The 12,142-nt window shown below is 39.9% G+C and carries 12 protein-coding genes; 5 read left to right on the top strand and 7 right to left on the bottom strand.

Annotated features, from left to right (window positions below; all coding sequences use genetic code 11):
* Window positions 1-16 precede the first annotated feature (16 nt).
* Window positions 17-1,192 (top strand): MFS transporter, encoded by a 1,176-nt coding sequence (locus LHV68_09565; GenBank protein MCB4792122.1) that lies wholly within the window; start codon window positions 17-19, stop codon window positions 1,190-1,192.
* Here LHV68_09565 and LHV68_09560 read toward each other — a convergent pair.
* From LHV68_09560 to LHV68_09540, 5 genes are read right to left on the bottom strand one after another with little or no spacing between them, the layout of a single operon-like run.
* Window positions 1,176-1,946: a DUF5777 family beta-barrel protein gene (locus LHV68_09560; GenBank protein MCB4792121.1), complete on the bottom strand. Its 771-nt coding sequence runs from the start codon at window positions 1,944-1,946 to the stop codon at window positions 1,176-1,178. The genes LHV68_09565 and LHV68_09560 overlap by 17 nt on opposite strands.
* A gap of 1 nt (window position 1,947) precedes the next feature.
* A complete protein-coding gene (locus tag LHV68_09555) occupies window positions 1,948-2,754 on the bottom strand; it encodes a methyltransferase domain-containing protein (protein ID MCB4792120.1) in 807 nt (268 codons plus the stop codon).
* Complete coding sequence (locus LHV68_09550; protein MCB4792119.1) at window positions 2,741-5,053, bottom strand: B12-binding domain-containing radical SAM protein; 2,313 nt, start codon at window positions 5,051-5,053, stop codon at window positions 2,741-2,743. The genes LHV68_09555 and LHV68_09550 overlap by 14 nt, the downstream gene beginning before the upstream one ends.
* A gap of 1 nt (window position 5,054) precedes the next feature.
* Window positions 5,055-5,765, bottom strand: a complete 711-nt coding sequence (locus tag LHV68_09545; protein MCB4792118.1) for a methyltransferase — start codon at window positions 5,763-5,765, stop codon at window positions 5,055-5,057.
* Window positions 5,762-7,228 carry a B12-binding domain-containing radical SAM protein gene (locus tag LHV68_09540; protein ID MCB4792117.1) on the bottom strand — a complete coding sequence of 489 codons (1,467 nt, stop codon included), beginning with the start codon at window positions 7,226-7,228 and terminating at the stop codon, window positions 5,762-5,764. Before LHV68_09540 ends, LHV68_09545 begins: the two co-directional genes overlap by 4 nt.
* 273 nt (window positions 7,229-7,501) lie before the next feature.
* Here LHV68_09540 and LHV68_09535 point away from each other — a divergent pair, with 273 nt between their 5' ends.
* A complete protein-coding gene (locus tag LHV68_09535; protein MCB4792116.1) occupies window positions 7,502-8,569 on the top strand; it encodes a glycosyltransferase in 1,068 nt (355 codons plus the stop codon).
* Here the strand turns inward: LHV68_09535 and LHV68_09530 are convergent.
* Window positions 8,545-8,703, bottom strand: a complete 159-nt coding sequence (locus LHV68_09530; protein ID MCB4792115.1) for a hypothetical protein — start codon at window positions 8,701-8,703, stop codon at window positions 8,545-8,547. The two genes, LHV68_09535 and LHV68_09530, sit on opposite strands and share 25 nt — an antisense overlap.
* A 212-nt stretch (window positions 8,704-8,915) precedes the next feature.
* On the opposite strand from LHV68_09530, the gene LHV68_09525 reads away from it, so the two are divergent.
* Window positions 8,916-9,599 carry a rubrerythrin gene (locus LHV68_09525; protein MCB4792114.1) on the top strand — a complete coding sequence of 228 codons (684 nt, stop codon included), beginning with the start codon at window positions 8,916-8,918 and terminating at the stop codon, window positions 9,597-9,599.
* Window positions 9,600-9,744: 145 nt separating this feature from the next.
* On the opposite strand, the gene LHV68_09520 is transcribed toward LHV68_09525, so the two are convergent.
* Complete coding sequence (locus tag LHV68_09520) at window positions 9,745-10,155, bottom strand: hypothetical protein (protein MCB4792113.1); 411 nt, start codon at window positions 10,153-10,155, stop codon at window positions 9,745-9,747.
* A gap of 750 nt (window positions 10,156-10,905) precedes the next feature.
* Between LHV68_09520 and LHV68_09515 the strand changes: the two genes are divergently transcribed.
* The gene (locus LHV68_09515; GenBank protein ID MCB4792112.1) at window positions 10,906-11,544 is read left to right on the top strand and encodes a nucleotidyltransferase domain-containing protein; all 639 of its coding nucleotides are present in this window, start codon (window positions 10,906-10,908) and stop codon (window positions 11,542-11,544) included.
* Complete coding sequence (locus tag LHV68_09510; protein MCB4792111.1) at window positions 11,541-11,948, top strand: HEPN domain-containing protein; 408 nt, start codon at window positions 11,541-11,543, stop codon at window positions 11,946-11,948. Before LHV68_09515 ends, LHV68_09510 begins: the two co-directional genes overlap by 4 nt.
* Window positions 11,949-12,142 lie beyond the last annotated feature (194 nt).

Here is a 12,142-nt window from a genome sequence, read left to right as displayed (position 1 = left end):
TCCCTGTATGAAGATATTGAACAAATCAATTTCAAGGGATTTTCTCTTATTTATCCTGGCGACAGCCTGCCTGGGCTTTGCCCAGAGCATTATTGACTCGACATTTAATAATTTTTTAAACGAGCGCTTTAACATAACAAATTTCCAGAGGACATTCCTTGAATTCCCAAGGGAAATCCCCGGTCTTTCGGTCATTTTTGTTTCCGCCCTGTTCTTCTTTATGTGCAACAGGACCCTTGCGGCTATGTCCCAGATGATAGCTGCCCTAGGGGTTTTTATGATAGGCTTTTTCTCTTTCGGTTATTCAAGCATGCTCCTCTGGCTTTTTGTGTACAGCCTCGGCCAGCATCTTTTCCTGCCGCTTACATCCGATATAGGTATGGAGCTGGCCCAGGAAGGTAAGACCGGAAAAAGGCTTGGACAGCTTCAGGGGGCAGGCAATTTTGCCGCTATAGCCGGCAGTTTTATGGTGTTTTTAGGTTTTAAGTACCTGCATTTGAGTTTTTCCGCCACTTTTGGTATCTCGGCATTTTGTTTTTTTATCGGAGCACTCCTTATTTACGGCATGAGAAAGAACAAACCTGTACCTGCCGGAACGAGGTTTAAGTTCAGGAAAGAGTACAAACTATTTTATATACTTTCTGTCCTCTATGGGACAAGAAAACAGATATTTTTGACTTTTGCCCCGTGGATACTAGTCACCGTCTTTTTACAGCCGACCCAGTCCATAGCGAAACTCCTTACCATCGGCGGTGTTATAGGCATAGTATTTAAACCGATCCTGGGCCGAGCCATAGATAAATACGGCGAAAAAACTATCCTGGCCGGCGAAGCCGTAGTGCTTATTTTTGTCTGTATGGGATACGGTTTTGCAAAGAAGTTCTTCTCTATAAACACCGCACTTTTGATAGCCAGTGCATGCTTTATTACAGACCAGTTGCTTATGTCGGTTGGTATGGCGCGTGCCACTTATTTACAAAAAATAGCTCTCGACCCGCAGGAGCTCACCTCAACTCTTACAGCGGGAGTATCCATAGATCATATTTTTTCTATAAGTATTGCTCTTCTTGGCGGGTTAATATGGAAAACCGTAGGCTACGAATATATATTCCTCTTGGGCGCTGTGATCTCTCTTACCAACCTGTATTTTGCCCTCAAAATAAAAACAATTAGTCCTACAGAGAAAACCTGAAACCGTAATACGTTGTATCAATTCCCTGCAAGACATAGGATGTTGTAAAACCGTAGGTATTAGTCACGAAAAGTGAAATAATATGCGGGCCAAGCTTATATTGCAAACCCAGCGAATACGGATTCTTCCAATTGTTAGGATTGGAAACAAGGATCGGCAATTCGGCAAAAAGCGCTGTTCTTTTGCCTATCATATATTTTAAGCCGAAAGAAGCCTCAAATACGCTTTTGTTATCCTTCGTATCAGTAACAAAGATCGGCGCTATTTCAAATATAAGCGGGTCTTTAGAATACAGATCATATAACAAGCCAAGCAGAATGTACTGGTTATTATAGCCTGTTGACTTGATGCTGGAGCTTTGGTCAGCTCTCAATGTGCTTATACCTCCAATAAAAGAAGCTTTTGTTAAAGAATTATTACTTTTATCTTTTAATACAGGAGTTAAAAACAAATATTCATATTCTTTTATATCTATGCTTTCAGAATTGGTGCCATCTGAAATTACCTGAGAATGGGTTAAAACAGACAAATACATATTTATATTTTTGGTGAAACCGTAACCGAACCTTATATTCGCTGAAGCGATATTCCCACTATCATAATGATGCTGAAGGAAAAACCGCAGCTCCCTGTCTTCGAGGGGCTTGGTTTGCAGGAGGTTCAAGAACGGCTCCTGCGAAAAATCGCTGTACATCGTAAAGGCTGGTGAAGCCAAAAACGTGAAAAAAATAAAACCTGCAATAAATCGTTTCATGCTAGCCCCTTTTGTTCATTGTTATCAGGAAATGATCCCCTAAACAATTAAGAGGATAAATTCCTGAAAATACTTTTTCAATAAACTCTAAAATACCTTCTATTTTTATTGTTTTACAGCAGCGTTCCATAAACCGTGAAGGCATAATAAGCGGAAGAGCTGCTATCTCTTTAGTATTAAAATTATTTTTAAAAAAACTATAAAATGAACCGGGTGTATAATACCATAAATGTATATCACAAGAACCAGGAGTAAGTTTTACTTTAACAGGGGAATGCCCCAGCCTTCTAAATGCAGTAGGAAAATCCATTTTCAAGCTGTAATAGAACAATTCCCACAAGTTATACTTGTTTATAACAGAAAAAACAACGCTGCTTTGCGGTTTAAGCATTGAAGTCAGGGAATCTGCAAACACTTGAATGTTATTTATGCAGTTTACAGGGCCTAAAAGCGAGTAAGCCCCGTCAAATAGTCCGTGTTCCAAAAGGTTAATTTGCTCGGCAGGTAGAACCTTAAAATCGATCAAATCCTGCACATTTTCGTTTTTCGCCTTTTGTTTTGAACACTCGATCATGCTTGAAGAAATATCGATAGCAGTTATCCTCACTCCAATTTTTGCAAGAGCTATCGCTTCTTCACCGGTACCGCAGCCGATTTCAAGCAGGTGCATCCCTGGTTTAAAGGCTTCTTTCAAGGATACCATCGTTCTTTTATGAATATACCGGGCAATAGCTCTGCTGCGAAAACCGGTATCATACCCTTCTGCCTGAGTATTCCACTCTGATTTTAAATCATCAAGACAACACATATTTCATGATCCCATATGCAGATTTATATATTTCATACTTTAATTTATCTTTTAACGCTGTCCCGGGTTTGTCAAATACCGTGCATTCTTTTGCTATTAAGCGCCGTGACAGGTTAAAAAATATTCCCGGATACCCGGCCTTAAAAGTAAGCTTATTGTTGTTCTCTAATCTGGGGTAGTGCCAGTTAGGCAGAAGATGATGTTCAACTTCATCGTAAAACTTGGTTTTTTTCATAGGGAATGCGACCGCAGAACCGCACAGGTCGGGTTTAACCTGCTTTATGAGGTTCCTGGTTAGTTCAATATCAGCTATAGTCTCTCCCGGATACGCTACCATAATAAAGAAGCCCACTTCGATGCCTGCACTGCGGGTAAGACAAGAAGCTTTTTTTATGTCTTCTATGGTAAAAGACTTGTTCATTTTATCGAGGATTTTTTGCGAACCTGACTCCGCACCGTACCATACCCTGAAACAACCTGTTTCTTTAAGCTGTTTGAGCATCTCGGGGTTAACCACATCCACCCTCGAAAGGCACTCAAAAGGAATAGCTGCCTCTTTTTTTAACACCTCATCACGAAAATCTTTTATCCATGAACGGTTAATACCCAATGTGTCATCCGTTATCCATACCTGCGAAGGGTTATAGTTTTTTTTCAGGTACAACATTTCTTCTACTACGTATTTGGGCGAATGCTGCCTGAAAGACGTGCCAAAAACCGGTTTTGAACACCAGGAACATTTGTAAGGGCACCCCCTGGAAGTGGTTAGATGCAAAGACGTTATTGAGTGATGCTGTTGCCAGGTTTTAAAATACGGGCGCATGTCAACGAGGTCCCTTGCAGGCTGAGGGAAAAGGTCAAGGTCTCTTACAGGTCTTCTTTCCGCAAACGGGATATCCCTGCCTAAATACAAGCCCGGTATCTCGCTGACCTGCTTGTCGCCGTACTGTATGGCATTCAACAACTCAACAACCGTCTCCTCTCCTTCTCCTATTACTACCGCATTTGCTCCGGCATCTATGTAATATTGAGGGTCATCGGAAGGCTCAGGGCCCCCAGCTACGACTACGCTTCCTGAAGCTCTGGCTATTTTTATCATTTTAACTGCGCTCTTTTTAGTTGTTTCAAGGATATAAATCCCTATTACCGGCTGAGGGTTCCAGTATAAATAACCGGCAAAAGAATTTATATTTTTTTTAAATGTGGTATCAAAAAAATTTACCACAAATCCCCGTTCTCTTACTGATGATGCAACAGAAAGCGGCCCTAGAGGCACGTACGGTTTCATTATTCTTTTTTCTCCCAGTGTTTGCGCTAAATAATAAGCATGAGTAAATAAGATCCGCATTTTGTCCGATGTTTTAGGCCGGTAGAACGCAAGCTGGCGCATTATTGCTTTTGTCCGCAGCTTTGAATGATGCTCCCCGGCTTTATAATTTGCTATTTTATCGAGCAGGTATTTTTGTATATTACCGGGGTTCGCCTTAATATAAAAATCAGATACCATGTTAGAAAAATCGTTTAACCCGGAAATATACCCTTTTTTGAGCCAGTGCCTGTAATACATGTTTTTTAATCTATCTTCGATATACCTTGCTCCTAAAAAAGTCATAAGTATTTCAAGCGGCTTTTTTAGAAATGACGATTTAAAAGTAACCGGTGCCACTTTATCCGTTACATGGCTTGAAATAAAGTAGCCTTTTGACCAGGCATTATCCGCATAGAACTTGTTACAAAGAGCAACATTGTAAACAGGCTGGGATGTTGTTAGTTCCATAGCAGTAAATTCGTTTTTGTCAGGCAGTTCCGGGCAGGCATCGCTTGCATAATAATTGCAGCAAAACATTCTGAAACGCGGATGGCGAAAATTAAAAGAGACCAACCTCCTCAACAACACTATAATAGTGCGGCACAGCCAGATGTGCCCGTGTTCTGCTATTATTAGAAAATCAAAATCATCATAAAAAGATAAAACCCCTTTACTTGCCGCACCGGTCAATAAAATTCCGCGTACAAAAGGTATAAGAGACAGGATGAAGGCTGCCGTCCTTATCTTGTTCTTTAAAATAGAGTAAGTTTTTTCTTTCTCCAGACGCCTTTTAACAGACCATATTTTCCCGGGAACAAAATAGTAATCACTGTTTCTTTCAATTTCTCTGTTCCCGGCCATTTCTTCAAGCAGTTTTTGGGCTGTATTGATTTTAATGCCGGTCAGGCTGGAAATATCCCGTGGAGAAACCGGATAATCGAACATATTAAAATAATATACTAATTTTAGGACCCTTTCTTTCTCGCCCATTTCAATACTCCGGATTAATTCTGTAAAGGAACAACCGCTCCAGTATAATATCTCTCATTGCAGAAAGGGTGAACCGGTACTTGTGCTTTTTAATAAATTCCAGTATCATGTCATTCTGCCCTTCGCTTGAGCACAGCATATAGATTACACCGCAAGGTGCCAGATGCTGTTTTGCCCCGAAAAAAAACCTGTCTATAGTTTCAAGGTTATTGCCGCCGTAAAGTGCGCGGCCGGCGCCTGATACCGGGATTTTAGCCAAATACGGCGGGCTGAACAGGATCGCATCATATACAAATCCTTCTACAGGTTCGAAAAGGTCCCCCTGATAGACCTGGACCGTACTCATCTTGCCGGAATTCTCAACGTTTTCCCGTGCGCAGGCGACTGCTTTTGAATCGATGTCAACGGCATGGATCTTGTCCGAATACCTGGCTGCGATCAACGCGCCGACCCCTGAGCCCGTACCCATATCAAGGACAGAGCCGCGGCTGCCTTCCTTCAACACTTTATCAAGCATTATTGCGTATGGTTTCCCGGTCATAAACAGGAGAGGGTTAAAAACACCTTCGTCTATATTGAAGCGGGTGCCTTTTATTGTTACACAGGCGGTGCGGCCGGCGCGCAGGCGCAGTCTTTTATGAAACATCTTGTTATAGACAGCGCGCACGTATTTACGCGGAAAAGAGAAAGGGTCATAGCAGAATCTGTTCATAGCCCCTCTTCGTTCGGGTGGGTGTAAGAAAACAACTTAAATAATATCCGCTGTTCTATCGGGAAACTGTAAAAATTAAACGCATAACGGTACGAAGCGCTCAGTTTAAGCAATAACCTTTGCCATGTTTTTATTGTAATTTCTGTAATAGCCGGGAACCGCGCATTTATAACTGTCTGGGCATCTTTCACCCGGCGTATGAATCTTTTAGTCAACCATGGAATTTGTTTTCCCTGCCGCATATCAAAAGACGCCCACTTGCTCTTCTGCCATTCTGCTAAATTGTCGGGAAAATCAAAAGCTCCGCCAGCCAACTCTCCGGCAAGCGAAGTATCATATACCGGGGAATACAGGTAAAAAATAATTATGCTCCGTTTTTCTATGCGTTTTATTTTTCTAACCATTGTAACAGCTGATTTCAGTTCATTATCAGGGTCTTTTGTTGTTCCAAGCATGAACGATAATTCCGGTATTATATCGTATTTTTTCAGCAAGTTTACCGTACTAAATATCTGTTCTGTGTTGATTTCAGGCTTACCGATACTTCTAAGGGTCTCATCATTCCCGGATTCCGCACCTGTGAACAGCATGAATAAACCGCTCTCTTTGAGTTTCTGCCATGTGGTTTCAGAAAAAGAATTGAGGCTGTCTATCCGTCCTTCTGCCCACCAGCGCATTTTAAAGGGTTTCAAAAGTTCCGCGGTCTCTATCGCGCGTTTTTCAGAAACGAAGAAATTGTTATCGTGAAATTCCAGGGCATTTATACTATATTTTTCTATTAAAGGTTTTAAAGCTCCTATTATGCGTTCAGGAGTCTCGGCAAACCATGTTTTTTTAAATACGGTGTTAACAGCGCAGAATTTGCATAAAAACGGGCATCCGTAACTTGAATGGTAGCTGAAAGTACGGGAGCCAAGGATAGTTTTTGAAATGTATTTATTAATATCAAGCCTGTTCCAGTCAATTATAGGTAACAGATTGAGGTCTGTTTGAGCCCTGTCTTTATTATGCACTATCTTTGAACCCTCGCGAAAAGAAATTCCTTTGACAAGGGCAAGGGGTTTTTTATTTTTTAAACATTCTATTGTTTCAAAAAACGTTTCCTCCCCCTGCCCCCTGACTGCTATATCCACAAAATCCGACTTTAATACTGTTTCCGTGTTTATGCTTGGGAAATAGCCCCCCCAGATAATAGGAATTTCCGGGTAGCGTTTTTTTATCGCGCGGCTTATGATTATCGCCGGTTTTAATTGAGGGCCAGGCATGACGGTAAGAGCTGCCGCTGTGATAGGCCTTTTTAGTCCTATATGCTCCAGTATTAGAGAGACAACTTCCGGGTCTTTTACTCCGTTACAGTCGATTATACTTGTTTCATTTTCAGGGAACATCCGCATCAGGGCAAGCAAAGATAACGGAACGCGGTATTTTCTGCTGGCGCTTCTTGGGTTTATAAAAAGTATCATTTTAACATTCTCATTAGAGGCTGTTGCCGGACTCCTGAGGTGTCATTGCGAGGAGTCCGAAGGGCGACGTGGCAATCTACATTATAACGATAAATAATCTTTGAGATTGCTTCTCCCGCTTTGCGGGATCGCAATGACAGGAAATCAAGTCCGGCAACAGCTTCATTGTTAATTAATTTTCGCATATTTAAACTATAATATATTTTACTAAATATTAAGCAGTGCAAATATACTATTTGCTATAATTATTTCTGTTTACGGAGTGTTGATACTATGAACCCAAAGAATAACATCGTGTTCCTGGTTCCCGGATTTCCGCAAAATGAGGATGATACGGCCTGTATTCCGGCATTACAAAATTATGTGCTGTATTATGCAAAACAATTTCCCGATTCGAAAATAACCATTATTTCCTTTCAATATCCATTTAATAAACGTGCTTATAAATGGAACGGTATTGAAGTCTATTCCATGGGAAGGAAGAATAGAAAGCTTCTTAGATTATTTGACTGGCTTAAAGTTATTTACTTTTTCACGAGGCTTCATTCAGCCGGTAATTTCAGGATAATCCACAGTTTCTGGCTCGGTGAATGCAGTTTTATCGGGCAAATACTGTCATTTATATTCAATATACCTCAAGTGGCCAGTATAATGGGGCAGGATGCAAAACCTGGAAACCATTATTTAAGACTCCTGAAGTATTCCCGGCTTACAGTCACTACTCCTTCCGCTAATGCATCCAGATTCTTTCGTGAAGCTACGGGTAAAAATGTAAATACCGTCATCCCTTTCGGGCTGGACCGGGAACAGGTACCCATAAACGACCGCAACACAAAACGGGAAATAGATGTACTCGGCGCCGGTTCATTAATACCGGTGAAAAATTACAGTCTTTTTTTAGAAATAATCAGCGTCCTGGCAAAGGAATTTCCGGAATTAAAAGCAGTATTGATTGGTGACGGCGTAGAAAAGGAATATCTCGAACAAAAGATCGATGGCCTCGGTTTACACAGCAATGTAACGTTAACCGGCTCCTTACCGCGTAGAGAAGTCTTCAAATACATGCAGCAAAGCAAGGTATTTTTGCATACTTCAATATACGAGGGCCAGGGGTACGTTTTTATGGAAGCCCTTTACTGCGGCCTTCACGTTGTCTGTTTTAATGTGGGCCATACGCCGCCAAATAAAAAGATCTGCATTTGTACCGATAAAAAAGAAATGATAGCTAAAATTAAAGAGCTCTTGCTTTTAAGTAATGATTATGAACCGATACTTCTGAAATCCATGAATGAAACTGTCAAAGATTTTAACAATATTTATAGATCGTTGACCGGCCGTTGATTTGGAATGACATTTTCTGTCATTCCTGCGAAACAGCCGCCAAATATCTGCCCATCGTTAAGGTAAATTATATCTGCAAAAAGAGAAACTGCTGCTGCAAAGATCACTGCAAACATTAACGGTATAGTTTTCATTTTAGGCCCCCCTGATATTCTAGTTTCGTACACGGGTCATAACCAATGTTCTTCCGCAACGATTATACAAATTATTTTTTAAAATTAAAGAGCAAGATAGAATAAAGTCAGTTTATTCAGGAGATGAGCTATTGTTTTAGCCTGCATTAATAAGATAGAATTATAACAAACGATCCTATTAGCCATAAGGCTCAATAAACAAAGGAGGGTATATGAAGCAAATCAGCAAAAGTTCGGTGTTGTATGTTTTAGGAATTTGCACAGTACTTGCCGGCATTTCGATCTCAATTAATGCCGAGGATCAGATAGCAGCACCGGATACAAAAAAAGAACTTACCGCAGTTGCCACCCCCCAGCCGTCCGCTACATTGGCCAACCTTATGACGGCTTATAACGGCGAGTCAAACGCTAAAGCAAAGTACCTGGCTTATGCAAAAAAAGCGGACGAAGAAGGGTACAAAAAGGCAGCACAGCTTTTTAGAGCTGCTGCCCGATCCGAAGAGATACACGCTGGCCTGCATTCAAAAGCTATTGTCGAGCTCGGAGGCATGCCAAAGGCAGAGGTTAAATTGCCTGAAATAAAAACCACAAAAGAAAACCTTGAAGATGCCTTAAAAGGCGAAAGCTACGAATCAGACGCTATGTATCCTAAATTCTTAGAACAGGCAAAAGCGGATAATGTAAAGATGGCCGCGATATCTTTCGGTTCTGCAATGGGAGTTGAAAAAAACCATAAGATGATGTTTGAGCAATCCCTCAAAAACCTTAAAGCCTGGAAAAAAGCTTCCAAAGGGTTTTATGTATGCACTGTATGCGGCAACCTGACAGACAACCTGAATTTTGCAGAATGCGCAATATGCCATGCGCCTGTATCCAAGTTTGAGCAGGTAAAATAGGGGCTGCCAGAAAAACAGCATTCCCTTGATTGCGGTGATTAAACTCCGTCAAAGCATAATTACTATAAAGAATTAAAAAATATTAATAAAAAAGGACGGCCTTTTGTTAGTTCACGTTAACGAAGGCCGTCCTATTTTATTTTTTTTATTTTACAACCGCATCTTTGCTCTTATCCTCCTCGCATTTTTTCATTTTCTTTTTCATCTTTTCTTCGCGTTTTTGTTTCATCTCGTCAAATTTCTGCACCTGTTCCGGGGTTAACACCTCTTTTATCTTCTGGTAGGATTCATCCTTGATAGCTTTTTTGGCATCGCACATTTTTTGCATTTCAGCTTTGATCTTATCGCTCTTTTCTTTCAGTATAGCTCCAACCTTTTCTTTTTGTTCTGGCGTGAGGCTCAACTCCTTTGTCATTTTTGCAAGGTGTTTATCCATTGATTTTTCCACCTTTTTCTGGCAATGCTTGCAGCCTTCCCCGCAATCCATTGCATACGACAATCCGTACACCTGCAAAGCAAAAACACAGGCAAGCACCATAGCTACTAATCTTCTCATGGTTTATTCCTCCTTTATGTCGCGTCCCGCCTTGTGCGGGACTTACCTTCGCTTCTCTCAGGATTGTTCCGGCTCGATCGGGAATTTTATCGCCGGAACGCTCCCCGAGGGAAACTAAGTTTCCCTTCGGCGTTCAAAAAGTCTCGCTTCGCGAGCCTTTCTTCACTGAACCCTTCTAAATTGTTAACTTCTCATTATTATTTACCCATTTTTGGGTTTTATCTCTTACGCCATTTAGACAAAATAAGATCAGAAAAAGTTTCATAACAATACCGGGCCAAGCTTGTGTCTTGTTTGAAAAGGTATTTTTAAATAGGTATACTTGTCTTGTCTATTGATATAAATCTTAAAAACGCAGGGATAGGGGACGGTCTTAAGTTAGAGGCTGTTGCCGAACTCTGTTTTCTGTCATTGCGAGCGTTAGCGAAGCAATCTCAAAAATATATTATTGTCGTAAAGTAGATTGCCACGTCGTCTTTTGACTCCTCGCAATGACACTTTAGGAGTTCAGCAACAGCCTCGTTATTAAGATAAGGATTGATAAGATTTCGTCAATATCTACATTAAGTATAAATGCCACTAAATTGTAATAAAGATACATTATGACGTAAAATGGGGTAATTAAGTATTGTGTCCCCGGAATTCACACTAAGAAAATAGAAAATCATGACAGGTGTATTGACTTTTTGCTATAAAATGCTATAATGTCTACAATAGCAGACAAATGTCTTTAATAATAGACAGGGTGTTATGGAATACAAGAATGTACTTGACAGTTTGTTGGGCCAAAAGGTAAAGGTTAAAATATTGCGCCACCTGGCGTTCAATAGCGGCCAGCAAAGCGGAAGAGAGATTGCTGCTGCCGCAGATATAAACCATTGGCAATGTCATAAAGTGCTAAGGGAATTTTGTGCGCACGGCATAGTTAAAGTAAAAAAGACAGGGAGTATGCATTTATTTGTTTTAAACAAAGAGCATTATTTTGTAAAAAACACTCTAATTCCATTATTTAAATCAGAAAAAGAAAGTATTGTTGAGTTAACAAAAGATATCGGGGTTGTTTTGCTCCAATCATTAGGTAACTTGAAAAATGAAATTCTTTCAATAATACTTTTTGGCAGCCTGGCTTCGGAAAATGAAAAACCTAAAAGTGATATAGATGTTTTAGTAATCATAAAAAATATTGCGGCAAAAGATAAAATTATTGATATTGCCAGCGGAGAAAACACTTATTTTATGGAACATTTCGGCAACACATTATCTCCTTATATTTTAACTATAAATGAGTTTATAAAAAAGGCTAAAAAAGGCGATAAACTGATAAGTAATATAATTAAATCTGGCAAAACTGTTTACGGTAAAACACCCGGTGAGATAATAACAATATGAATGCCAAACATGTTTCTTTCAAAAATATAGAGAAATCGAAGTATACGGTATATTTAGATAAGGCTAATGATTTTTACAGTGCAATGCTTCAATCGTATTCAAACAAGAACTGGCATTCAGTCGGGTTGGAAGCAGTTCATTGCGCTATTTCGATAACTGATTGCCTTTTGGTTCGCAAGAAAGGTATAAGGTGTTCAAGTCAGGACCATAGAGACCTTATTCATCTTCTTGTTGATCAGATAGATTTTGAAGAAACCAAAAAGTACGCAAATACCTTAACTCAGATTATAGCTATGAAAAATATCGTTGAATATGAGGATAGATCTTTTAGAGAAAAAGAAGCAAATGATATTTTAATTCGGACAGAACGCTATTATAATTGGATAAAAATGCAGCTTCGATGAATGTTTTGTTTGTTTTATTGATTTTAAATAAGTCACATTTGTCAATCCAGGCACAATTTATAAATAGGATGTTTATAAGCAGTATTGAAGTAGCTATAAATTAGCATCCCGCAGCGCGAAAATATGACAAAAGATACATATTGACGTAAAAATAGGTGTTAATGAACACATACAAATCAAGAAAACAAACCAGA

This window comes from Candidatus Liberimonas magnetica (genome assembly GCA_020523885.1).
Classification (GTDB): Bacteria; Elusimicrobiota; Endomicrobiia; order Endomicrobiales; family JAFGIL01; genus Liberimonas; species Liberimonas magnetica.
The sequence above is the reverse complement of the archived record's forward strand: the minus strand, read 5'-3'. Positions and strand labels throughout refer to the sequence as shown.